The sequence below is a fragment of the Rummeliibacillus sp. POC4 genome (assembly GCF_003576525.1).
Classification (GTDB): domain Bacteria; phylum Bacillota; class Bacilli; order Bacillales_A; family Planococcaceae; genus Rummeliibacillus.
The window spans coordinates 175,126-199,897 of sequence record NZ_QWUA01000004.1; the positions used below are offsets into that span (position 1 = coordinate 175,126).

At 35.2% G+C, this 24,772-nt stretch carries 22 protein-coding genes; all 22 read left to right on the forward strand.

What is annotated here, in order from left to right:
- Nucleotides 1-33: 33 nt before the first annotated feature.
- The 22 genes from D1606_RS01970 to D1606_RS02075 all read left to right on the forward strand — a co-directional run bounded on the left by D1606_RS01970 (nt 34) and on the right by D1606_RS02075 (nt 24,759).
- Nucleotides 34-1,098: a BMP family lipoprotein gene (locus D1606_RS01970; RefSeq protein WP_119414343.1), complete on the forward strand. Its 1,065-nt coding sequence runs from the start codon at nt 34-36 to the stop codon at nt 1,096-1,098.
- Nucleotides 1,099-1,381: 283 nt separating this feature from the next.
- Nucleotides 1,382-2,920, forward strand: a complete 1,539-nt coding sequence (locus D1606_RS01975) for an ABC transporter ATP-binding protein (protein ID WP_119414344.1) — start codon at nt 1,382-1,384, stop codon at nt 2,918-2,920.
- Entirely contained in the window at nt 2,920-3,966 is a 1,047-nt protein-coding gene (locus tag D1606_RS01980; RefSeq protein ID WP_119414345.1) for an ABC transporter permease, read from the forward strand. The genes D1606_RS01975 and D1606_RS01980 overlap by 1 nt, the downstream gene beginning before the upstream one ends.
- A 1-nt stretch (nt 3,967) precedes the next feature.
- A complete protein-coding gene (locus D1606_RS01985; protein ID WP_119414346.1) occupies nt 3,968-4,927 on the forward strand; it encodes an ABC transporter permease in 960 nt (319 codons plus the stop codon).
- 180 nt (nt 4,928-5,107) lie between these two features.
- Nucleotides 5,108-6,376, forward strand: a complete 1,269-nt coding sequence (gene yfmF, locus D1606_RS01990; protein ID WP_119414347.1) for an EF-P 5-aminopentanol modification-associated protein YfmF — start codon at nt 5,108-5,110, stop codon at nt 6,374-6,376.
- A complete protein-coding gene (gene yfmH / locus D1606_RS01995) occupies nt 6,376-7,707 on the forward strand; it encodes an EF-P 5-aminopentanol modification-associated protein YfmH (RefSeq protein WP_119414348.1) in 1,332 nt (443 codons plus the stop codon). Before yfmF ends, yfmH begins: the two co-directional genes overlap by 1 nt.
- Complete coding sequence (gene ymfI / locus D1606_RS02000; RefSeq protein ID WP_119414349.1) at nt 7,707-8,435, forward strand: elongation factor P 5-aminopentanone reductase; 729 nt, start codon at nt 7,707-7,709, stop codon at nt 8,433-8,435. The genes yfmH and ymfI overlap by 1 nt, the downstream gene beginning before the upstream one ends.
- A 22-nt stretch (nt 8,436-8,457) precedes the next feature.
- The gene (locus D1606_RS02005; RefSeq protein WP_119414350.1) at nt 8,458-8,718 is read left to right on the forward strand and encodes a DUF3243 domain-containing protein; all 261 of its coding nucleotides are present in this window, start codon (nt 8,458-8,460) and stop codon (nt 8,716-8,718) included.
- A 181-nt stretch (nt 8,719-8,899) separates the two neighbouring features.
- Nucleotides 8,900-9,700: a DUF3388 domain-containing protein gene (locus tag D1606_RS02010; RefSeq protein WP_119414351.1), complete on the forward strand. Its 801-nt coding sequence runs from the start codon at nt 8,900-8,902 to the stop codon at nt 9,698-9,700.
- Nucleotides 9,701-9,717: 17 nt separating this feature from the next.
- Nucleotides 9,718-10,638, forward strand: a complete 921-nt coding sequence (locus D1606_RS02015) for a helix-turn-helix domain-containing protein (RefSeq protein WP_119414352.1) — start codon at nt 9,718-9,720, stop codon at nt 10,636-10,638.
- Between the two features lie 47 nt (nt 10,639-10,685).
- The gene (pgsA, locus tag D1606_RS02020; protein WP_119414353.1) at nt 10,686-11,264 is read left to right on the forward strand and encodes a CDP-diacylglycerol--glycerol-3-phosphate 3-phosphatidyltransferase; all 579 of its coding nucleotides are present in this window, start codon (nt 10,686-10,688) and stop codon (nt 11,262-11,264) included.
- A gap of 121 nt (nt 11,265-11,385) precedes the next feature.
- On the forward strand, nt 11,386-12,642 hold the full coding sequence (locus tag D1606_RS02025) for a competence/damage-inducible protein A (protein WP_119414354.1): 1,257 nt from the start codon (nt 11,386-11,388) through the stop codon (nt 12,640-12,642).
- A gap of 175 nt (nt 12,643-12,817) precedes the next feature.
- Nucleotides 12,818-13,873 (forward strand): recombinase RecA, encoded by a 1,056-nt coding sequence (gene recA, locus D1606_RS02030; RefSeq protein WP_119414355.1) that lies wholly within the window; start codon nt 12,818-12,820, stop codon nt 13,871-13,873.
- Between the two features lie 324 nt (nt 13,874-14,197).
- Nucleotides 14,198-15,751 (forward strand): ribonuclease Y, encoded by a 1,554-nt coding sequence (gene rny / locus D1606_RS02035; protein ID WP_119414375.1) that lies wholly within the window; start codon nt 14,198-14,200, stop codon nt 15,749-15,751.
- 132 nt (nt 15,752-15,883) lie between these two features.
- Nucleotides 15,884-16,681, forward strand: coding sequence for a TIGR00282 family metallophosphoesterase (locus tag D1606_RS02040; protein WP_119414356.1), 798 nt, complete (start codon nt 15,884-15,886; stop codon nt 16,679-16,681).
- 87 nt (nt 16,682-16,768) lie between these two features.
- Complete coding sequence (locus tag D1606_RS02045) at nt 16,769-17,035, forward strand: stage V sporulation protein S (RefSeq protein WP_119414357.1); 267 nt, start codon at nt 16,769-16,771, stop codon at nt 17,033-17,035.
- A 466-nt stretch (nt 17,036-17,501) separates the two neighbouring features.
- Nucleotides 17,502-19,253 (forward strand): 2-oxoacid:acceptor oxidoreductase subunit alpha, encoded by a 1,752-nt coding sequence (locus D1606_RS02050; protein WP_119414358.1) that lies wholly within the window; start codon nt 17,502-17,504, stop codon nt 19,251-19,253.
- Complete coding sequence (locus D1606_RS02055; protein ID WP_119414359.1) at nt 19,240-20,106, forward strand: 2-oxoacid:ferredoxin oxidoreductase subunit beta; 867 nt, start codon at nt 19,240-19,242, stop codon at nt 20,104-20,106. The genes D1606_RS02050 and D1606_RS02055 overlap by 14 nt, the downstream gene beginning before the upstream one ends.
- A gap of 251 nt (nt 20,107-20,357) precedes the next feature.
- Nucleotides 20,358-21,899: a tRNA (N6-isopentenyl adenosine(37)-C2)-methylthiotransferase MiaB gene (gene miaB, locus D1606_RS02060; protein ID WP_119414360.1), complete on the forward strand. Its 1,542-nt coding sequence runs from the start codon at nt 20,358-20,360 to the stop codon at nt 21,897-21,899.
- Nucleotides 21,899-22,336 carry a YlbF/YmcA family competence regulator gene (locus D1606_RS02065; protein ID WP_119414361.1) on the forward strand — a complete coding sequence of 146 codons (438 nt, stop codon included), beginning with the start codon at nt 21,899-21,901 and terminating at the stop codon, nt 22,334-22,336. The genes miaB and D1606_RS02065 overlap by 1 nt, the downstream gene beginning before the upstream one ends.
- Nucleotides 22,337-22,529: 193 nt before the next feature.
- Nucleotides 22,530-23,135 (forward strand): outer spore coat protein CotE, encoded by a 606-nt coding sequence (cotE, locus tag D1606_RS02070; RefSeq protein ID WP_369973724.1) that lies wholly within the window; start codon nt 22,530-22,532, stop codon nt 23,133-23,135.
- Nucleotides 23,136-23,430: 295 nt separating this feature from the next.
- A complete protein-coding gene (locus D1606_RS02075) occupies nt 23,431-24,759 on the forward strand; it encodes a GntP family permease (RefSeq protein WP_119414362.1) in 1,329 nt (442 codons plus the stop codon).
- Nucleotides 24,760-24,772 lie beyond the last annotated feature (13 nt).

Consider the following 24,772-nt stretch of genomic DNA (forward strand, 5'->3'; position numbering starts at 1 on the left):
ACAAATTAACTTTACTTTTTAGGGGGATTTCAAGTGAAAAAGCGTAAAATTGGTTTAGCTCTTTCTGCACTTCTAGCTTCTGGTACTTTATTAGCAGCATGTGGTAATGACGACAATGCAAGCGATACTAAAAAGGATGATAAAAAGTCATTCTCAGTAGCAATGGTAACTGATACTGGCGGTATTGATGACCGTTCATTTAACCAATCTACTTGGGAAGGAATCGAAAAATTCGGTAAAGATAATGGATTATCTAAAGGTAATAATGGTTATGATTACTTACAATCTGCATCTGAAAGTGATTACAACACTAACCTAAATAGCTTAATTCGTCGTAATTTTGATTTAGTATTCGCTGTAGGTTTCAATTTACATGATTCAGTAGTTGAAGTAGCTAAACAACAAAAAGATGCTAAAATCGCTATTATCGACTCAGTAGTTGAAGGACAAGATAATGTTGCTTCTATTATGTTCAAAGCAAATGAAGCTTCTTATTTAGCAGGTGCTGCTGCAGCATTACAATCTAAAACTGGCAAAATCGGTTTCATCGGTGGTATGGAAAGTGACATTATTGATGGATTCGAAGCTGGTTTCGTAGCAGGTGCTAAAGCTGCAAATCCAAAAGTAAAAGTTGATGTTCAATATGCAGGTTCATTTGGCGACGCTGCAAAAGGTCAAGCAATTGCAAAACGTATGTATGATTCAGGTTCTGACATTATCTTCCATGCAGCAGGTGGTACAGGTAATGGCTTATTCACTGAAGCAAAAGAACGTAAGAAAAAAGATCCAAAAGCTGATGTTTGGGTAATCGGTGTTGACCGTGATCAATACGATGAAGGTAAAGTAGATGACAAAACAAATGTTACTTTCACTTCTGTATTAAAACGTGTTGATATTGCTGCAGAAGATGTTGCAAAACAATCAAAAGATGGTAAATTCCCAGGCGGTAAAACTATTACTTTGGGCTTAAAAGATAATGGTGTTGATTTAGCAGATTCTCACGGTGTAATTACTAGTGATACACAAAAGAAAATCGATGAGTACAAAGAAAAAATTATTAAAGGTGAAATTACAGTTCCTGAAAAACCAGAAAAATAAGGTTTAACCATCAGGTTTAACATCATCATAAAGACTAGCTCATGCTAGTCTTTATGATGTATTTTAGTTTCTAATTAGCAGACGAAGGAATTTAAATTTATAGTAAATTTTTAGAATATACCATCTTATTCATGATTATATATAGTTGTTCTAAAATATAGTTTTGGATTAATATTCTGAAAAATTATTTGTGTATTTAAGTCCTTCTTGTGTTAATTTTTTTAACCTTTGTTAATTTATTAATGACAACCATAAATTTATAGTGTCCAAGGGAGTGAACACATTGGAATATGTGATAGAAATGCTTGGAATTCGAAAACAATTCGGGGATTTCGTAGCAAATGATAACATCACCCTTCAGCTTAAAAAAGGAGAGATTCATGCACTATTAGGAGAAAATGGTGCAGGGAAATCGACGTTGATGAATGTGCTCTTTGGTTTATATCAACCAGAAGCGGGCTCCATTAAAGTTCATGGCAAGGAAGTTAAGATTACTGACCCTAACAAAGCCAATGATCTTGGAATCGGAATGGTCCATCAACATTTTATGTTAGTTGAGAATTTTACGGTGACAGAAAATATCATTTTAGGTAGTGAACCTACGAAGATGGGTTCCATCAATATTCGAGATGCGGCAAAAAAAGTACAAGAACTATCTGAAAAATATGGTTTAAATGTAGATGCAAATGCTAAAATTGAAGACATTTCAGTCGGTATGCAACAACGTGTGGAAATTTTAAAAACATTATACCGAGGCGCTGAAATTTTAATCTTCGACGAACCTACAGCATCACTAACACCTCAAGAAATTACAGAATTGATGCAGATTATGAAACGTCTTATTGATGAAGGCAAATCTATCATTTTAATTACTCACAAATTAAAAGAAATTATGGAAGTTTCAGATCGCGTTACAATAATACGCAAAGGTAAAGGGATTGGTACAGTTGTAACTGCTGATACAAATCCAGATCAGCTTGCCGAAATGATGGTTGGAAGACAAGTTGTATTTAAGACTGAAAAAGTGGAAGCAAAACCGACTGATATTGTATTAAATATCCAAAATTTAACTGTTGCAGACAATCGTGGTGTCGACAAAGTTAAAAATTTAAATCTTACCGTTCGAGCTGGAGAAATTGTTGGGATTGCTGGGATAGACGGAAATGGTCAGTCAGAGCTAATCGAAGCAATTACCGGTCTTCGCAAGGTGAAAAAAGGAACAATCACTTTAAAAGGTAAGAATATAACTGGTTTCAAACCTCGTAAAATTACAGAGGCAGGAATCGGTCATATTCCTCAGGATCGACATAAGCATGGACTTGTACTCGATTTTCCTATTAGCCATAATATAGTTTTACAAACGTACTATCAAAAACCTATTTCTAAGGCAGGTATTATAGATTATAAGAAAGTAAATGATTTTGCAAAAAAAATTATTCATGAATATGATGTGCGTACACCAGGCGAGATGACACTTGCACGTGCATTGTCAGGTGGTAATCAACAAAAAGCAATTATCGGTCGTGAAATTGAGCGAGACCCAGAATTATTAATAGCAGCATTGCCAACTCGTGGTTTAGATGTAGGGGCGATTGAATTTATTCATAAACGTCTTATTGAACAACGAGATAAAGGCAAAGCAGTGTTATTAATATCATTTGAATTAGATGAAGTGATGAATGTATCGGACAGTATTGCTGTCATCCATGATGGATCAATTATTGATAGAGTGCTACCGCACGAAACATCAGAACAAGATCTTGGTTTATTAATGGCTGGACAAAAATTACACCAAGATTCAAAAAAGGTAGGTGACGAATAGTGTCCAAACGATTGACAAATATTCTAGTCCCTCTTATCTCAATTTTATTGGGTATTATTGTTGGAGCAATTGTAATGGCTATTAGTGGATTTAGCCCAGTAGATGGTTATATTGCATTATGGAATGGTGTATTTGGTAACACCTATAATATTGGTGAAACAATTCGTCAAATCACACCATATGTATTTGCTGGTTTGGCAGTAGCTTTTGCATTCCGCACAGGTTTATTTAATATCGGTGTGGAAGGACAGTTAATCGTAGGTTGGTTAGCAGCTGCATATGTTGGTTATGCATTTGATCTTCCTAAGATCGTTCATATCCCACTAGCGTTATTAGCGGCAGCAGTTGCAGGGGGATTATGGGCATTTATCCCAGGCTTATTGAAAGCAAAATTACAAGTTCATGAAGTAATCGTGACAATCATGATGAACTATATTGCATTACATGTTGTAAATGCAACTATTGCAACGTTATCTGATGGCGAAAAAACAGAGAAAATCCATGAGACTGCTTCATTACGCTCGCCATTTTTAGAATCTATTACAGACTACTCCCGTTTGCATTGGGGTTTTATCATTGCAATTTTAGCAGTTATTATCATGTGGTTCATATTAGAAAAGACAACTCGCGGTTACGAACTAAAATCTGTTGGATTTAACCAACATGCATCAGAGTATGCGGGTATGAATGTTAGCAAAAATATTATTCTAGCAATGGTGATTTCAGGTATTTTCGCTGGTCTTGGCGGCGCGATGGAAGCGTTAGGTACTTTCGGTAATATCTCGAAGATGACGGCGTTTACTGGTATCGGTTTTGATGGAATCGCAGTAGCTTTACTTGGTGCTAACCAACCATTTGGTGTATTGCTTGGAGCAATGCTTTTTGGTTCATTAAAAAATGGTGGTCTAAATATGCCAAACGAAGCAGGGATTCCAGTAGAAATTGTATCAATCGTTATCGCATTGATAATTTTCTTTGTTGCTTCAGGTTATATCATTCGAGTAGCACTTGAACGTATAAGTAAGAAAAAAAAGGAGGAAAAATAACATGAGTTTTTTAGAAGTGTTATATTTCATTATTCCTTCTGCTATCTTCTATGCGGCTCCATTAATTATGACTGCAATAGGCGGGGTATTCACGGAACGATCAGGTGTAGTTAATATCGGGCTAGAAGGCGTAATGATTATAGGAGCCTTCAGTAGTATCGTTTTTAACTTAACATTTGCAGATACTTTTGGTGGACTTACACCTTGGATTGGTTTAGTTATAGCAATGGTAATCGGAATTGTATTTTCTTTAATTCTAGCTGTTGCAGCTGTGTCATTCCGAGCAGATCAAACGGTTGCTGGGGTTGCTCTAAACATGTTGGGACTAGCTGTAGCAGTGTTTAGTGTGAAAATGATCTATGACAAAGGTCAAACAGATTCTATAGCAGAACGTTTTTCACGATTTGATATCCCAGTCTTGAAAGACATTCCAATTTTAGGGAAAATGTTCTTCACAGATGTTTATGGTACGTCTATTTTGGCGATTGTTGTTGCGTTTATAGCTTGGTACATTATTTACAAAACACCATTTGGTTTGCGTTTACGAGCTGTAGGGGAACATCCAATGGCTGCAGATACAATGGGTGTTAACGTTACGAAAATGCGTTATGTAGCTGTTATGATTTCTGGTGCACTTGGTGGTATTGGCGGTGCAATTTATGCACAAGCAATTGCAGGTAACTTTAGTCAGAGTACTATTAGCGGACAAGGTTTCATTGCCATTGCAGCAATGATTTTTGGAAAATGGCATCCACTTGGTGCTCTAGGTGCAGCATTATTCTTTGGATTAGCACAATCATTGAGTATTGCTGGTGCTTCTATTCCTGTGATCAAAGATGTTCCTGAAGTGATATTGTTAATCTTACCTTATCTTTTAACAATCTTTGCTTTAGCTGGATTTATCGGTAAAGCAAGAGCACCAAAAGCATCAGGTGAACCTTATATTAAAGGTAAACGATAATCTTTCAATTCATGTGCAATCACTAATTATTATGAAAAGGCCGAGCCAACTTCTCGGCCTTTTTTGTTATGTCTAAAGGGCCATGCATTGACTTGCTTTTACTTTAGTTGCAATTTTATTCAATTGACATGTATAGTTGGGGTAATGGTTTGTTATATTAAGTAGATAGGAGGGGTTTGAATGTTTAACACTATAGAAGTAGCTAAAGACGTTCATATTCATACAAGAGTAACTGATCAATTTAAAACAGTGAATTTTTCACTGAAATTTAGAAGACCTTTAGAGGTAGAGGAGGCAGCGGAAAGAACTGTTTTAACAAATGTATTGCAACACAGTAATGCCAAATTCCCATCTACTGCTAGTATGCGTATGTATTTAGATGATTTATATGGAACAGTTTTGTATTTAGATACAAGTAAAAAAGGAAACGAACATGTTGTCATTTTAAATGTTGAAACGGTAAATGACCAATACCTAAAACAAGGTGATGTACTAGGTAAAGTATTAGATTTAATGCATACAGTACTATTTGAGCCGAATTTAGAAGGTGGAACTTTTAAAGAGAATATCGTTTCTCGTGAGAAAGAAATGGTCAAGGAACGTATTCAATCTATATTTGATGATAAATCACGCTATGCACAAAATCGCTTAACAAAAATTTTAGCGCCAAATCACCCAGCATCTATTTCTGCTAATGGTACAATTCCAGCTATTGAAGCGATTACACCTCAATCACTTACTGATACATATCACCGTATGCTTACAGAAGATGCGATTGATATTTACGTAGTGGGAGATATAGATGAAGATAAAATGGTAGAGGATCTAAAAAAAGTACTACCATTTGGAAAGCGAGAAACAACATTTAAACTAAAAGATTTACCAAAAATTGAACCAACTGATGATTATGTGAAAGAAAAGCAAGATATGCGACAAGGAAAACTGCATATTGGCTATTCAATACCGGTATTTTTCAAAGATGCAGATTTTCCAAAAATGCAAATCTTTAATGGTATTTTTGGAGGATATCCACATTCTAAATTGTTTATGAATGTTCGTGAAAAAGAAAGTATGGCGTATTATTGTTCAAGTTCATATTCTGCACAATATGGTTTAGTTTATGTAACGTCTGGAATTGATGCTATAAATGAGCAGAAAGTGATTCAATTGATTGATGACCAATTAGCCTCTATGCAAAATGGCGAAATAACAGATTTGGAACTGACACAAACAAAAGCAATGCTTCAAAACCAATTAAAAGAAGCATTAGATTCTGCACGTGGTCAAATTGAAATATATGACCAATATAAAGATTTGGATGAAGATTTCAATGTAGAAGATTGGCAAAAGAAATGGCAGGCTGTAACGAAAGAAGACGTTGTGGCTATGGCTAAACAAATGCACAAAGAAACCGTCTATTTCTTGAGTGGAATGGAGGACGAAAAATAATGGAAACAATTCGCTTTGATCAACTAGATGAAACATTATATTATGAAAAGCTTGAAAATGGGTTAGACGTCTACATTTTGCCGAAAAAAGGATTCTCAAAAACATTTGTCACATTTACAACTAAGTATGGATCTGTAGACCGTTCTTTTGTTCCGCTTGGTGAACAACAAGCAATTACAGTTCCAGATGGCATAGCACACTTTTTAGAACATAAAATGTTTGAAAAAGAGGATGGAGATGTATTCCAAAAGTTTAGTGAGTATGGTGCATCAGCAAATGCCTTTACTTCATTTACAAGAACTGCTTATCTATTTTCTTCAACGAATCATATTTATGAAAGTACTGAGACATTATTAAATTTTGTACAGGAACCTTATTTTACAGAAAAAACCGTCAACAAAGAAAAAGGGATTATTGGTCAAGAAATTACGATGTATGACGATCAACCTGATTGGCGTTTATATTTTGGCACTATCGAAAATATGTTTAAAGAACATCCTGTAAAAATTGATATTGCAGGAACTGTCGAATCGATAGATAAAATTACGGCAGAACATTTATATACTTGCTATCATACTTTCTATCATCCTTCAAACATGTTGCTATTTGCAATTGGCTCATTAGAACCTGAAAAAATGATGCAAGTTATTCGTGAAAACCAAGATAAGAAAGAATTTGCAAAGCCTACTCCGATTAAGCGGATTGAAGTAGATGAACCATCTGAAGTTGCTATACCTGAACGTACATTGAATATGGATGTTTCGAAAGCAAAAGTTTCTGTAGGACTTAAAGCAAAGGAAACAAATCTATCAGGACGAGAAATGTTAAAACATGAGCTTGCAATTAGTTTGACATTGGATATCTTATTTGGAAGATCCTCAGATTTTTATACAAAAGTGTATGAAGAAGGTTTAATCGATGAATCTTACTCTTACGATTTTTCTTTAGAACATGGATTTGGCTTTGCAATGATAGGTTCAGATACACATCAACCTGACAAATTGATACAAGCTATAAAAGAGCAATTGAAGAAAACAGAAGAGAAATGGCCATTTGGTGAAGAGGAATTGGAACGTGTAAAACGCCGTAGAATAGGCTTTAATTTAAGAGCTCTTAACTCCATTGAATATATAGCAAATCAATTTACACGTTATAAATTCAATGATATGAACCTGTTTGACTCTGTTTCGGCAATTGAAGAACTAACTTTAGCTGACGTCCAACAAGCTTTTAAATCTCTGCAAGGAGAATCTCAACAAACAGTCTTTAAAATTTTACCACTAGCCAATAATACTAAAAACAATTCAAAGGCAGAAGGTAAAAAAGCATAATGAAAAAATTTGCATTAGTATTAGGCGCTTCCGGAGCAATCGGAAGTGCCATTTGTCGTGAACTAGCGGAAAATGGTTGGTCACTCTATTTGCAGTACAATCACCATAGTGAAGTTGTGCAAAGTCTACTTGAAGAAATGATGCAGTCTTATCCGGAACAAGAATTCATGATTATTCAGGCAGATTTAACATCCGAATCAGCAGCAACTACGATTGTACAGTCTGTGTTTTCATTAGAAGCAATTGTCATAGCTAGTGGTCAAGCGCTTTATAAACTAGTGGAAGATACAACTGTTAAAGAAATGACTGAACTTTGGAAAGTACATGTTCAGACACCTATACAAATTATTGGTATGTTGTCAGCAAAATTAAGACAACATCAAGTAAGTTATATTACAATGATTGGTTCTATATGGGGTGAAGCAGGTGGAGCGGGAGAAACACTATATTCTACCGTTAAAGGAGCCATTCACTCTTTTGTGAAAGCTTATGCAAAAGAGGTATCTTTTAATGGAATCCGTGTAAATGCAATTGCTCCGGGATTAATCGATACAAAAATGAATGGACATTTAAATGACGAAGAAATGCGTGAACTTTTGGCTGAAATTCCATTAGAACGTGCTGGATCTCCTGAAGAAGTAGCACACCTAGTAGCCTTTTTACAATCTGGAAAGGCTGATTATATAACAGGACAAATCTTGAGAATTAACGGCGGCTGGTACATATAACAACTGATTTTACACATACTTATTGTGTAAAGGAGGGGTTAATTGGCAACAATGGACATCGTTTTTAGGGCAAAATGTGGCTCAAGCTGAACAATCTGGTATGACAAATCAAGTAATTCAAAAAGCAGCGGTACAAATTGGTGAATACTTAGCCAACAATGTTGATCCGAAAAATGAACAAGAACGTGTACTTTCTGATTTATGGGGCGTTGCTTCTGAAAATGAGAAAGAAGCATTGGCGAATTGTGTCGTTAAATTAGTTCAAAATAAAAATTTGCAGTAAAAACTTATTTAATATAAGAGTTAAAAAAAATTGTCTTTATAAAAGTCTCGGGAATGATTAAAAGTGTTTTTTAAACTTTTAATGCATCCCGTTTCTTTTTCCCTTTTCATCTATAGAAAAATCAGCTATTATGGAACATATATATGTTTTATGCGTTTTATAATAGAAGGGATCGTTGTATGTGAGAGAATGGTATTTTGAATATGAAATACAAATCAATCGCCCCGGATTATTAGGTGATATCGCATCATTATTAGGTATGCTTAGGGTTAATATAGTTACGATAAATGGTGTCGACCAAGTTCGAAGAGGTATGCTTCTACGAGCTGAAAAAGAGGAACAAATTGAACGATTTAGAAGTATTGTTTCGACAATGGAAATGATTAAAGTCACCAAATTTCGACAACCTACTACAAGAGATCGTTTAGCTATTCGACACGGCAGATATATTCAACGAGAAGCAGATGAAAAAAAGACATTTCGCTTTGTGCGAGATGAACTAGGGATTCTTGTCGATTTTATGGCTGAAATTTATAAAAAAGAAGGTCGTAAGTTAATAGGAATTCGTGGAATGCCTCGAGTTGGAAAAACGGAATCAATTGTTGCTGCAAGTGTTTGTGCAAATAAGCGCTGGTTATTTTTATCATCAACTATGATTAAACAAACAGTGCGCAATAGACTACTTGGAGATGAATTTAATAGTAATAACGTATTTATATTAGATGGTGTTGTTACTAGACGTTCATCGGACGAGCGACATCAACAATTAGTTCGTGAAATTATGCAATTGCCAGCGATTATCGTGATTGAGCACCCTGATATGTTTGTGCAGCATTCCGAATATACAATAGATGACTTTGATTATATTATCGAATTAAGACATCATCCAGATGAAGAAATTACATACGAAGTATTAGAGCGAAATAATAGCTTTTTACAAGATTCGGATGGTTTCGGTGGTTTTGGAGGATTTAATTTTTAACAGGTAGGTGTTTACAATTGACAGAATTAGGAGCTCGTTTAAAGGAAGCGAGAGTGTCAAAAGGCTATAGTCTGGATGATTTACAAGAAATTACCAAAATTCAAAAGCGCTATTTATCAGCTATTGAAGAAGGTAATTATAGTATTATGCCAGGAACATTTTATGTTCGTGCATTTATTAAGCAATATGCGGAAGCAGTAGGACTAGATAGTAATGAATTATTAGAAACGTTTAAATCGGAAATTCCGGCCAATAATACAGTGCAAAATGTAACTGCAACAACTAACATTCAACAGCCACAACAACGTAGAACTTTAGCAAAAAAGACAGCTAAGAAAAGTTCTGATTGGATGCCAAAAATCATTGTTGCCTTATTTATCATCATTATTATTGCTGCAATTTGGTTTTTAAAACAACATAATTCAAGCAGTGAAGTTGTGGATGAGCCTAAACAAGAAGATGTTAAGGTAGAATCAACAAACGTCAAGACAAATAGTAATAAGGATAAAGAAGCTACTAAAACGGAAACTAGCGCAAAAGAAAAAACAACCGATAAAACTGATTCACCAGAAGAAAAAACTAAACAAAAAATTTCGAAAGGTGTTTTAGAAAATGATAGTGTAACAACTACTTATACTCTTACAGGCGCGAAAGACTTTAAGGTGAAAGTAAAAGTTATGGGTAGTACATGGGTTGGTATTCAAGATGAAACAGGTAAAGAGATCTCAAGTGAATCTGACTCATTTAAGGCTGATCAAATGTATAGTGATGGTGACGAGATTGACGTAGATGCAACAGGTAAGAAAAGCGTTCGTGTTAGACTTGGAGCTTCAGCTAATGGTACAGTATATGTAAATGATGAAAAGATAAAATTTGCAGCAACTCCTGCAGAACGTTATACTCAAAATATCGTTATTAAATTTGAGGAAGAAAAGTAGTCATCTGAACAGGATGACTTTTTCCTTTGTTAAGAAAGGTGAAACAAATGAATATTCCTAATAGAATCACAGTCTCTCGAATTTGTTTAATACCTATTTTCGTATTGATGATGGTGTTAGACTTTGGCTGGGGTAATATGTCTATATTAGGTGCTACATTACCAGTTGAACATTTTGTAGGTGCTTTGATATTTATCATCGCTTCTGTAACAGACTGGATTGATGGACATTATGCACGAAAGTACAATTTAGTTACAAACCTAGGGAAGTTTTTAGATCCATTAGCAGATAAATTGCTAGTTTCATCTGCTTTCATTTTATTAGTAGAAATGGGCGCTTCACCAGCATGGGTCATTATCATTATTATTAGCCGTGAATTTGCTGTAACAGGCTTACGTTTAATTTGTGCGGAACAAGGTGAAGTTGTAGCCGCTAACCAACTCGGCAAAATTAAGACATGGACACAAATCATTGCAATTGCATCCTTATTAATGGATAACATTATCTTTGCAATGTGGGGTATTCCATTCGGAACAATTATGCTATATGTAGCATTATTCTTTACAGTTTGGTCAGGTGTTGATTACTTCTGGTTAAACCGCAAAATTTTATTAGAATCAAAATAAAGTAATATTGGCTCATTTTGCATGACGAAAGATAATATTTTCGTTTCGCAACCACTTTTGTGGCGTTTGATTTATTCAAACGAATGAGCCATTTTTTTCTACACAAAAGGGGGAATAATTGATGAATGCGGAAATTGTTGCTGTAGGATCAGAATTGTTGTTGGGGCAAATTGTCAATACAAACGCGCGCTTTATTTCGAGTCAATTATCAGAATTGGGTATTAATGTTTATTATCATACGGTTGTGGGGGATAATGCAGCACGTTTAAAAGAAGTGATTCAAATTGCGGAATCCCGTTCAGACCTACTTATCTTTTCTGGTGGCTTAGGACCTACTAAGGATGATTTAACGAAAGAAACAATTGCAAAACACTTGAATGTAGATCTCGTAGAAGACGAAGAGGCGATGAAATCTATTGAAGATTTCTTTGCAAAACAAAATCGAATTATGACTGATAATAACCGCAAACAAGCTTTAGTTTTAAAGGGAAGCCAAGTATTGACTAACAAGAACGGAATGGCTCCGGGTATGATTTATGACGTTCATAACAAAATATATATGTTGTTACCAGGACCACCAAAAGAGATTGAGCCAATGTTTCAATTCGAAGCAAAACCAAAGCTTGCAGAGCGCCTACATGAAGATAACAAAATAGTATCACATGTACTGCGTTTTTATGGCATTGGTGAAGCAGAATTGGAAGTGCGTATACAAGATTTGTTAGATGAACAATCAAATCCAACAATTGCGCCTCTTGCATCTGATGGTGAAGTAACATTGCGTATTACTGCAAAGACTGAAAATGAAGAACAAGCTTGGTTATTGATCAAAAAAACTAAAAATGAAATCATAGAGCGAGTTGGAGATTATCTGTACGGGGAAGATGATGATTCTTTATCAAGCAAAGCAGCAGAAATGCTCATTGCGAATAATTTAACAATTTCAGCAGCAGAAAGTTTAACAGCTGGATTATTCCAATCAGAGCTTGCTGCAAATCCGGGAATTAGCCAATCATTATTAGGTGGGATGGTAACCTATACAGAACAGGTTAAACAAGAGCAATTAGGAATGCCAAAAGAAATTTTAGAAAACTATGGTGTTGTAAGTGCTGAATGTGCTGGAGAAATGGCACGACTTGTTAAAGGAAAATTTAGCACGGATATCGGTGTAGGTTTAACAGGTGCTGCAGGACCTGAAGCTCATGGCGATCAACCTGCAGGAACAGTGTGGATTGGTATTGCGATTGACCAAGACCCACCTCTTACTTACAAATTACAATTGACGGGTATGCGTAATACAAATCGCCTACGTGCTGTTAAATTTGCATTCCATTATTTAATCCATCTGTTAGCAGAAAAAGGATATGTCAAAAAATAAATTCGATATTAAAAAGACTATTAAAATATGTATTTCGTGAATTTTTAAGTAATCATTTTTAAATAGTAATTTAATTTTGACGAATAAACGTTCGCTTTTTTCTTGTGTTTTTCTCAAAAAAGAAGTATAGTAGAAACAGAAATATAAGACAACTCATTTTAAAGGAGGAACTAGATTGGACGAACGTAAAGCGGCATTGGATATGGCCCTTAAGCAAATTGAAAAGCAATTTGGTAAAGGGTCTGTTATGAAATTAGGAGAACAGGCAGACCGTAGAGTTTCTACATCTTCAAGTGGTTCTTTAGCGCTTGATACAGCACTTGGAGTTGGTGGTTACCCTCGTGGTCGTGTCATTGAAATATATGGACCTGAAAGTTCAGGTAAAACTACTGTAGCATTACATGCAATTGCAGAAGTACAAGCAAATGGAGGACAAGCAGCATTCATAGATGCTGAACATGCCCTTGATCCTGTTTATGCTTCTAAACTTGGCGTCAATATTGATGAATTATTATTATCTCAACCAGATACTGGTGAACAAGCTTTAGAAATTGCAGAAGCATTAGTACGAAGTGGTGCGATTGATATTATTATTATCGACTCAGTTGCTGCACTCGTTCCAAAGGCAGAAATAGAAGGCGAAATGGGTGATTCCCATATGGGTCTTCAAGCACGCTTAATGTCACAAGCTTTACGAAAACTATCAGGGATTATTAATAAGTCAAATACGATTGCAATCTTTATCAACCAAGTCCGTGAGAAAATTGGTGTTATGTTTGGTAACCCTGAAACTACTCCTGGTGGACGTGCACTAAAATTCTATGCATCTGTACGTTTAGAAGTTCGTCGTGCAGAAACCATTAAACAAGGTAACGAAATGGTTGGTAACCGTACAAAGATTAAAGTTGTGAAAAACAAAGTAGCACCGCCATTTAAAACTGCAGAAGTGGATATCATGTATGGTGAAGGGATTTCAAAAGAAGGCGAAATTCTTGATATCGGTGTAGAAAAGGATATTGTACAAAAAAGCGGATCTTGGTATGGCTATGATGATGAACGCCTAGGTCAAGGACGTGAAAATGCAAAACAATTCTTAAAAGAAAATCCTGAAATTAGAGAAGAAATAGCTCAGAAAATCCGTGTTGCATCAGGTATTGCTGAAAATGGAGAGATTACAGACGCTAACTTAGAAGATTCTGAAGTTGATCCAACATTATTTGATGAAGAATAGATTTTTCTAAAGGTCCTTCAAATTTGAAGGACCTTTTTTAGAAAGAAAATCTTTATGCACTCCTTTAAGTTTGATAATTTAAAATTTTCCGTTACATTTTTAATTGATTTAAATAACAACTTTATGCTACATAAAGATTCAAAAGTTGATACAGATAGATTAGAATACATCCAAAAACTGTGAATCCTTGACAGGTCAATATATCAACTATACAATTAAATTGTATTATTTCTAAAATTGAAATGAAATTGGCACTATATTGAATGATCAATGTAAAGCCGACTGAAACAGAGTATGAAAACAGCAAGAGGAGGTATTTGTATGATGGAAATCATCTTCTCCGCTTTGCTAGGAATTATCGTCGGTGCCGCTGTTATCTATTTCGTCATGAAAAAAGTGAATGAATCAAAAGTGAACGGTGCAAAGAGTGCTGCAGAACTTATTATTGAAGAAGGTAAGAGAGAAGCAGAAGCTCTTAAGAAAGAAGCACTACTTGAAGCAAAAGATGAAACTCACAAACTTCGAACTGAAGCAGAAAATGACATCCGTGAACGCCGGTCTGAAATTATTAAACAAGAGAATCGGTTATTGCAAAGAGAAGAAAATCTTGATCGCAAGGATGACGCTCTGAATAAGAGAGAAACAGGATTAGAGCGTAAGGAAGAAGCTCTAACTGAAAGACAACAGCATATTGTACAGATGGAAAGCAAAGTGGAAGAACTTGTTGCTAAACAACAATCCGAAATTGAACGCATTTCAGCATTATCTCGTGATGAAGCAAAAGCAATTATTCTTAAACAAGTAGAAAGCGAGTTATCAACTGATATTGCCGTAATGACAAAAGAAGCTGAAACACGTGCAAAAGAGGGTGCTGATAAAAAAGCAAGGGAAGTTTTATCACTTGCCATTCAACGCTTTGCAGCAGACCACGTTGCAGAAACGACTGTATCTATCGTTAACTTACCAAACGATGAGATGAAAGGTCGAATTATAGGACGTGAAGGACGTAATATCCGCACACTTGAAACATTAACTGGTATCGATTTAATAATCGATGATACGCCAGAAGCAGTTATCCTATCAGGATTTGACCCTATTAGACGCGAAACTGCTCGTCTTACATTAGAAAAACTTGTACAAGATGGTCGTATCCACCCAGCTCGTATTGAAGAAATGGTGGAAAAATCTCGTCGAGAAATAGACGAACAAATCCGCGAAACTGGGGAACAAACTACATTTGAAGTTGGAATTCATAATTTACACCCAGACTTAATGAAAATTCTTGGTAGAATGAAGTATCGGACAAGTTATGGTCAAAATGTCTTAAAACACTCTATAGAAGTTGCTCATTTAGCAGGACTATTGGCAGCTGAATTAGGTGAAGATGTAACTTTAGCAAAACGCGCAGGCTTACTCCATGATATAGGTAAAGCCATCGATCATGAAGTAGAAGGTAGTCATGTTGAGATTGGTGTAGAATTAGCAACAAAATACCATGAGCATCCTGTAGTTATTAACAGTATTGCTTCGCATCATGGTGATACAGAACCAACATCTGTTATAGCAGTTTTAGTAGCTGCTGCCGATGCGTTATCAGCAGCAAGACCGGGTGCACGTAGTGAAACATTAGAAAATTATATTCGTCGATTGGAAAAATTGGAAGAAATTTCAGAATCTTATGAAGGCGTAGAAAAGTCATATGCTATTCAAGCAGGACGTGAGATTCGTATTATAGTACGTCCAGATCAAATTGACGACTTAGCTTCACATCGCTTAGCCCGTGATATTCGTAAACAAATTGAAGATGAGCTAGATTATCCAGGGCATATTAAAGTTACAGTTATTCGAGAGACTCGTGCTGTTGAATATGCTAAGTAGAATTTAGTACTTCAAGTTTTGTATATTTAAAAGCCAAAATCAATGATTTTGTATATTTATATAATTTAATGGACAAAAGGCTTCTTAGTACTACGGTCGAGAAGCCTTTTGTTATGGAAATGAGTGGATGAAATGAAAGTACTATTTATTGGAGACATCGTAGGGGATATTGGCTTAGATGCAGTTGAATCATACTTACCTCGCCTAAAAAGAAAATATAATGTAGATGTTGTTATAGCAAATGGTGAAAATGCAGCTGCAGGTAGAGGTATAACTAAAGGAATTTATCAAGATTTACTTATGATGGGCGTAGATGTAATAACAATGGGAAACCATACATGGGACCAAAAAGAAATTTTCGACTTTATTGATGATGCAGATTATTTAATTCGACCAGCTAATTTTTCGGATGAAGCACCAGGTAAAGGAATGGTATCTGTCACAAAAAATAACGAAACGATAACAGTCATTAATTTGCATGGTCGAACATTTTTACCGCCTCATGGAGATCCATTCGCTAAAGCAGAAGAATTAGTAGAGGAAGCAAAAAAAATATCTCCGCTTGTTTTCATAGACTTTCATGCAGAAACAACTAGTGAAAAAATTGCATTAGGATGGAATTTAGACGGAAAAGCTTCAGCAGTAGTTGGTACACATACTCATGTTCAAACAGCTGATGCTCGTATTTTCCCAGGGGGAACTGCATTTATTTCTGATGTAGGTATGACAGGACCGTACGATGAAGTACTGGGCATGAACAAAGATAAAGTTATATATCGTTTTAAAACAAATATGCCAACACGATTTGAAGTACCAAAACAAGGCAGAGAAGTATTTAGTGGCTTTTATGTTGAACTTGATAACAAATCTGGTAAAGCTAAATACTTTGAACGTATTTATATAAATGCTGATTATCCTTTCGTTCCTTAAACTAGTCTATTTTATGCAGGGTGAGCATACAATGCTTCATGGACAATCAAAATGTCCCCGATTTTTCAAACTAAGGGAGGAATAGTTGTGGATTCATTGAAAGTATCGTCTCGCTCCAACCCAAATTCCGTAGCAGGTGCATTAGTGGCAGTGATTAGAGAGCAAGGATATGCAGAGATGCAAGCAGTTGGGGCAGGTGCCCTCAATCAGGCTGTGAAAGCAATCGCAATTGCGAGAGGCTTTGTAGCTCCGAGTGGTACTGATTTAACATGTTCACCAGCATTTACGGATATTTTAATAGCTGGTGAAGATCGTACAGCATTAAAATTGCTCGTCGAAAAAAAAGGACGATAGTAAATAATAAAAGAGAAGGCGGCTTGCTCTGATTTGAAGAGCACTGGATTGCCTGAGTCGAAAGCTCCTTTATTCTTTCGAATGAGGGAGCAAATTGACACGAGGTGCAAGCCGCTAAATTGTGAAAAATTTTATAGTAAGAATGATCATTACTTAAAAAGCGCATTCATAAATACACTTAATGTGAATTCTCATTGGTTCAAAATGATGAAAAATATTACATGATAAAATTGAATTAAATAATAAATAAAAATACCGGATAATTACTTCGGTATTTTTTTCTGTTTTTGATTAAAAATAATACATAAAAAGAAAGTAGTTTATTGAAAATTTATGAACGAACTTTTCCGTCAAAGGTCTGATTTTAGGAGAAATCATTTAATAACAATAGTTTCATCTGCATGTTCGTGATAAACTTATGAAGGATAAAAAGCTTATACGTGATATATTAAGGAGATGTTGATCGATGTTACATCAGCTTTCTTGGAAAGTCGGTGGGCAACAAGGGGAAGGTATTGAAAGTACTGGAGAAATTTTCTCTACAGCGATGAACCGTTTAGGTTACCACTTATATGGTTATCGTCACTTTTCTTCCCGCATTAAAGGTGGCCATACGAATAATAAAATTAACGTACGTACGTCAACTGTACATACGATTCCAGATGACTTAGATATTTTGGTAGCATTTGACCAAGAAACAATCGAGGTTAACTATAAAGAACTAACAAAAGATGGTGTTATTTTAGCAGATGCTAAATTTAAACCTGTAAAACCTGAAGATTGCCTAGCAGAACTATATATTGTTCCATTTACTGAAATTGCAACTGAACTAGGAACTTCACTTATGAAAAACATGGTTGCAATAGGTGCAACAGCAGCCCTTATGAACCTTAAAGATGAAGTTTTCCAAAGTGTTGTTAACGAAATCTTTGGCCGTAAAGGTGAAGCAGTAGTTCAAAAGAATATGGAAGCAATTGCAAAAGGTCATCAAATGATGAATGAGTTATTAAAGGAACAAGTTGGTAAATTTGAACTTGAACCTGGCGATGGTAAACACAGATTATTTATGATTGGTAACGAAGCAATTGCTCTAGGTGCATTAGCTGCAGGCTCTCGTATAATGAGTGCATACCCTATTACACCAGCTTCTGAAATTATGGAATACCTAATTAAAAAGTTACCTAAATTTGGTGGTACTGTGATTCAAACAGAAGATGAAATTGCAGCTGCTACTATGGCCATTGGTGCTAGCTACGGTGGTGTACGTGCATTTACAGCATCTGCAGGTCCTGGTTTATCATTAATGATGGAAGCGCTTGGCTTAGCAGGAATGACAGAAACACCACTTGTTGTTGTAGATACACAACGTGGTGGTCCATCAACTGGTCTTCCAACAAAACAAGAACAATCTGACTTAATGGCTATGTTGTATGGTACACATGGTGAAATTCCAAAAGTCGTTATTGCACCGTCAACTGGTGAAGAAGCGTTTTACGATATGATTCAAGCATTCAATATTGCAGACGAATTACAACTACCAGTAATTGTTCTTTCAGATTTACAACTTTCACTTGGTAAACAAACAGTAGAACCGTTCGATTACTCTAAAATCAAGATTAACCGTGGTAAATTAAACTTGGATGAACTTCCAGAATTAGAAGATAAACAATACTTCAAACGATATGAAGTAACGGAAGATGGTATTTCTACACGTGTAGTTCCTGGTCAAAAATATGGTATTCACCATGTTACAGGGGTAGAACATAACGAAGAAGGAAAACCTTCTGAAGCAGCTGGAAATCGTAAGAAACAAATGGACAAACGTTTCCGTAAATTACAATATGTTCATTTTGATACACCGGTATTTACTGATGCACCAAACGAAGAGGCTGATGTTCTTTTAGTAGGTTTTGGTTCTACCAAAGGTGCAATTGAAGAAATTCGCCCAATGCTAGATGCTGAAGGTATTAAAACAAATCATGCACATATTCGATTGATCCATCCATTCCCTGTTGAAGAAATGAAACCATTAATCGATCATGCTAAAAAAGTTATTGTTGTTGAAAATAATGCAACTGGCCAATTAGCTAATATTATGAAATTGAACATGGGACACCACGATAAAATTATAAACTTAACAAAATATGACGGTACACCATTCCTACCATTGGAATTACTTGGCCGCGTAAAGGAGTTGCTAACTGATGGTAACATTTAAGGATTTTCGTAATACAGTTAAACCTAACTGGTGCCCAGGATGTGGTGACTTTTCAGTGCAAGCAGCAATTCAACGTGCTGCAGCAAATCTTGACATTCAACCACATGAACTAGCAGTAGTTTCAGGCATAGGTTGTTCAGGTCGTTTATCAGGCTATATCAATTCATATGGCTTACACGGTATCCACGGTCGTGCATTACCAATCGCACAAGGATTAAAAATGGCAAATCGTGATTTAAACGTTATTGCTACAGGTGGTGACGGAGATGGCTTTGCAATCGGTATGGGACATACAATCCATTCAATCCGACGCAACATCGATATCACTTATGTCGTGATGGATAACCAAATCTACGGATTAACAAAAGGTCAAACATCACCTCGTTCAGCTGCTGGCTTTGTCACAAAATCAACACCAGGTGGTGCAATTGAACCATCATTAAAACCATTAGAAGTAGCACTTTCTTCTGGAGCTACATTTGTTGCACAAAGTTTCTCAACAGACTTGAAAGAACTAACAGCAATTATTGAAGCAGGTATGAAGCATAAGGGATTCTCATTTATCAATGTATTTAGCCCGTGCGTAACTTACAATAAAGTGAACACATATGATTGGTTCAAAGAACATATTACAAAACTTTCAAGTATTGAAGGCTACGATTCATCAAATCGTGCAGAAGCGATGAAAACAGTAATGGAACACGAAGGTCTTGTTACTGGAATCATTTATCAAAATGATGATGAACTTTCTTACCAAGAAAAAGTAATTGGATATCATGAAGAACCATTAAATAAAGCTGATATCATGATTAAAGAAGAAGAACTAAATGAACTAATGAAAGAATTTATCTAGTTTAAATTTCGTTAGCAAAAAAATCACTCATTCATGAAAATGATTGAGTGATTTTTTCTTTTTAAGAATTATTTTGAACGAAAGAAAACGTTAATTCCTAAATTTAATTTATATATGTAAATAGATATGCCTTCTTTTATGAATTTACCATTAATATGTACATTCCTTAACAATTCATGCTAATTCTTGTGAGAATAGTATATCTTTCAGTATAATATAGTAATGGGTACTCGAACGAAAGGGGTTTACCGATGAATGAAGAACAACGACTTGCCAGTCAGCAAGTAAATACAAAATCTACGTCAACAGCAGAGAAAGACTATAGTAAGTACTTTCAATCTGTTTATGCTGCGCCATCTTTAAAAGATGCAAAGAGACGTGGGAAAGAAGAAGTGCAATACCATAAGGATTTTAAAATCGATGAAAAGTTCCGTGGAATGGGAACAGGACGCAAATTTTTAATTCGCACATATGGTTGCCAAATGAATGAACATGATACGGAAGTGATGGCAGGTATTTTCATCCAGCTTGGATATGAGCCAACAGAAGATGTAAAGGAAGCCAACGTAATCTTAATGAATACATGTGCCATTCGTGAAAATGCTGAAAATAGAGTTTTCGGTGAACTAGGACATTTAAAACCTTTAAAACGTGAAAATCCCGATTTATTAATTGGTGTTTGTGGTTGTATGTCACAAGAAGAAGCAGTTGTAAAGAAAATATTAAAAACATATGACCAAGTAGATATGATTTTCGGAACACATAATATTCACCGTTTGCCAGAAATTTTAAATGAAGCATACTTATCTAAAGAAATGGTAGTTGAAGTATGGTCTAAAGAAGGAGACATCATTGAAAACCTTCCTAAAGTACGAAAAGGTCATACAAAAGCATGGGTTAACATTATGTATGGATGCGACAAATTTTGTACGTATTGTATCGTGCCATATACACGCGGAAAAGAACGAAGTCGTTTACCAGAAGATATTATCCAGGAAGTTCGTAGTCTAGCAGCTCAAGGTTACAAAGAAATTACTTTACTAGGTCAAAATGTTAATGCTTATGGTAAAGACTTTGAAAATCGTAATTATCGACTTGGTGATTTAATGGATGAATTACGTCTAATAGATATTCCACGTATTCGTTTTACAACAAGTCATCCGAGAGACTTTGATGATCATTTAATCGAAGTACTAGCGAAAAAAGGTAATCTAGTAGAGCATATACACTTACCAGTACAATCTGGATCTAGTGATATGTTGAAAATTATGGCACGTAAATATACACGTGAAAGTTATTTAGAACTTGTCAAAAAAATTCGAAAAGTTATGCCAGATGTAGCACTTACAACGGATATTATTGTAGGCTTCCCAAATGAAACAGAAGAACAGTTTGAGGAAACACTTTCTTTATATAAAGAAGTGGGATTTGAAATGGCTTATACCTATGTATATTCTCCACGTGAAGGTACACCGGCTGCCAAGATGAAAGATAATGTACCACTTGAAGTGAAAAAGGATAGGCTTCAACGATTAAACAAAGTAGTAAATGAATATTGTGCCGAAGCTTTAAAGAAATATGATGGTCAAATTGTTGAAGTATTAGTTGAGGGTGAAAGTAAAAAGAACCCAGAAGTATTAGCTGGATATACAAGAAAAAATAAACTCGTTAACTTTGTAGCACCGAAAGAAGTCATTGGAGAACTTGTAAAAGTTAAAATAACTGATGCAAAAACATGGTCTTTACAAGGTGAATTTATCGAAGTAGTATCGAGTCAAGAGGTGAAAGCATAATGACAGGAAAACTATACACAAAAGATGATATTATTGAAAAAGCTCATGAAATTGCACATATGATTGCAAATACTGAAGAAGTTGAATTTTTTAAACGTGCAGAAGCACAAATAAACGAAAATCAATTTGTTCGAGAAAAAATCGCAAGTTTAAAAAGTTTACAAAAGCAAGCGGTGAATTTCCAACATTACGGAAAAGAAAAAGCGCTAAAATTGATCGAAGAGAAAATTGAAAAAATCGAAAAAGAAATCGATGCTCTTCCAATAGTGGTTGAATTTAAACAATCTCAAGGTGACGTTAATGATTTATTGCAACTAGTAGCAAATTCTATTGCTAACAATGTGACAGATGAAATTGTCGAATCAACTGGTGGCGATGTTTTACGTGGTGAAACAGGCTCTAAAGTTCGCAATTCTGAGCCTGGAAGTTGTTCATAAAAATAAATTTTTATAGATTTATAAATACAAGAAAAGGATGCCGATACAATAGGCATCCTTTTTTTCGCCAAAGCCATATTCATGTCTCAAAATAAATTGATTTTTTATAGCTTTCGACATTTTCTTAACGAATTAGGCACCCACTAGGCTAATAGCGCATATGATGTGGTGAACGGGAGATAAAGGAGGAATCATGCTGAGACAGTTACGTCATATTGTGACCAAAGCAGTGATTGCAAAGGGAAAAAAGAGAACAGAATCTTGTGAAACATTACGTCCACCAAATAGTCCATCAAGTATTTTAGGTTGCTGGGTGATCAATCATACTTACTCCGCTAAGAAGAATGGAAAATTTGTAGAAGTATCAGGCAAGTGTGAGATCAATGTATGGTATGCATATAATAACCATTGTAAAACAGCGGTATTTTCTGAAACGATTCCTTATCGTGATCGTATCAAGCTCCATTATCGCGATGACGAGTCTTCAGGAAAAGAAGAAGTTCATATTCGCGTATTACAACAACCAAATTGTATTGAAGCAGTAATTGGACCAGATGCTGAAACTTTTGTGGTTACTATTGAAAGAGAGTTATTAGCGGAAGTGGTTGGGGAAACAACAATTTGTATCAGTATTCACCCAATGGAGTATGAAGAAGATTGGAACTTTGAAGATGAAAGTTCATCATCCAGTTCTTCAAAATCGCCAAAATCTCACAAATCATCCAGCTCATCTAGTTCGAGCTCATCCAGTTCATCATCAGATTTATCTGATTTAGAGTCATCATCATTTCATAGATAAACAACTTTAGGGGCTATCCGTAAAATAGGATTGCCCCTATATTTTATGGAGAATGTTTTATTTCAGTACATTTTTTTAAAAGAAAAATTTTTCAAGAAAGAATTAGATAATGAAAAAACAACTCAAAATTACGTTCAAAAGTAAACGCCAAAAAGTAAGAGTAAATCAAATGTATTATAACAGTATCTATAAATAAAATTTTTTTCTTAAAAAATATTGATTTAGAAAAAATTTTTTCGTATAATTGAATCTATGAAAATGCTTACATAAATTGTAGAGTACAGGGGAGGATAAAATGGACGCATATTTATTAATTATCACATTATTAGCGATAGTTATTGTTATAGTGGGTGTATCAGTTTTTAAATGGCACGCATTTATTAGTCTACTTATTGCTAGTCTTTTCCTAGCGATTTTTAGCGGCATGAAACTTGATGAAATTGTTCAAGCATATGAAACAGGTGTGGGCGGAACTCTTGGACACCTAATTGGAATCATTGCCTTAGGTGCGATTTTAGGTAAGATGCTAGCAGAATCTGGAGCTGGTTTGAAAATTGCCAATTTCTTTATTAAAGTATTCGGTGAAAAGAAACTACCATGGGCAATGTTCTTCTCAGGATTTGTTATTGGTATTCCTGTATTTTTCGAAGTCGGAATATTAATCTTACTGCCACTTGTTATCTCTATTCAAAAAGCTTCAAAGAAAAATATATTATTAATTGGATTACCAGCTATCGCTGGATTATCAATTGTTCATGGTTTAGTACCTCCACATCCAGGTGCTGTGGCTGCAATTGGTATCTACGGTGCTAATTTAGGTAAAGTATTGCTTTATTCATTAATTATTGCAATTCCTGCAGGTATTATCGGAGGACCTCTTTATGCAAAATATATTAGTAAACGAGTAGCCCCCGAAGAAGAACCAGAATTTGTGCATGTAGAAGAAAAAAACGATGATCAAATGCCTGGTACTTTTATTTCATTCTTCTCCATTTTACTTCCTGTACTTTTAATGGTTTTGGGAACAATGGCTCCATATATGCATGTTGGCAAAACTATTAAAGATGCATTTACATTTATCGGTAGTCCGATTATAGCACTACTTATTTCAGTCTTTTCAGCTTATTATTTCCTAGGTTATAGACTTGGACAAGATAAAAAAGCTATTAAGAAGTTTACAGAGGATTGTTTAGTACCGGTAGGCTCCATTGTATTAATCATTGGTGCTGGTAGTGGATTTAAACAAGTTCTTATTGACAGTGGTGTTGGCGAAACAATTGGACACTTAGCAGAAAATTTATCGGTTTCTCCGCTAGTATTAGCATTTGTAATTGCAGGAATGATAAGAATTGCTACAGGATCAGCAACAGTGGCATTAACAACTGCTGCTGGCATCGTTTCACCAATTATTGCGAATATGACAAATGTTAATTTAGAATTATTAGTAATTGTTACAGGAGCTGGCTCATTAATGTTCTCACATGTTAATGATGCTGGATTCTGGATGGTGAAAGAGTATTTAGGATTATCTATTAAAGAAACTTTTAAAACTTGGACAGCTTTAGAAACAATTCTTTCATTTGTAGCATTTGCTTGTGCGTTAATTATTAATGCAGTCATTTAAGTTATTAGAAAAA

Bases quoted from the DNA above. Each gene is read 5' to 3' on its own strand.
- D1606_RS01985 (WP_119414346.1), top strand. From the start codon at position 3,968: ATGAGTTTTTTAGAAGTGTTATATTTCATTATTCCTTCTGCTATCTTC.
- D1606_RS02050 (WP_119414358.1), top strand. From the start codon at position 17,502: ATGTTACATCAGCTTTCTTGGAAAGTCGGTGGGCAACAAGGGGAAGGT.
- D1606_RS02055 (WP_119414359.1), top strand. From the start codon at position 19,240: ATGGTAACATTTAAGGATTTTCGTAATACAGTTAAACCTAACTGGTGC.
- yfmH (WP_119414348.1), top strand. From the start codon at position 6,376: ATGGAAACAATTCGCTTTGATCAACTAGATGAAACATTATATTATGAA.
- ymfI (WP_119414349.1), top strand. From the start codon at position 7,707: ATGAAAAAATTTGCATTAGTATTAGGCGCTTCCGGAGCAATCGGAAGT.
- D1606_RS02025 (WP_119414354.1), top strand. From the start codon at position 11,386: ATGAATGCGGAAATTGTTGCTGTAGGATCAGAATTGTTGTTGGGGCAA.
- yfmF (WP_119414347.1), top strand. From the start codon at position 5,108: ATGTTTAACACTATAGAAGTAGCTAAAGACGTTCATATTCATACAAGA.
- D1606_RS02040 (WP_119414356.1), top strand. From the start codon at position 15,884: ATGAAAGTACTATTTATTGGAGACATCGTAGGGGATATTGGCTTAGAT.
- D1606_RS02075 (WP_119414362.1), top strand. From the start codon at position 23,431: ATGGACGCATATTTATTAATTATCACATTATTAGCGATAGTTATTGTT.
- miaB (WP_119414360.1), top strand. From the start codon at position 20,358: ATGAATGAAGAACAACGACTTGCCAGTCAGCAAGTAAATACAAAATCT.
- rny (WP_119414375.1), top strand. From the start codon at position 14,198: ATGGAAATCATCTTCTCCGCTTTGCTAGGAATTATCGTCGGTGCCGCT.
- cotE (WP_369973724.1), top strand. From the start codon at position 22,530: ATGCTGAGACAGTTACGTCATATTGTGACCAAAGCAGTGATTGCAAAG.
- D1606_RS02065 (WP_119414361.1), top strand. From the start codon at position 21,899: ATGACAGGAAAACTATACACAAAAGATGATATTATTGAAAAAGCTCAT.
- pgsA (WP_119414353.1), top strand. From the start codon at position 10,686: ATGAATATTCCTAATAGAATCACAGTCTCTCGAATTTGTTTAATACCT.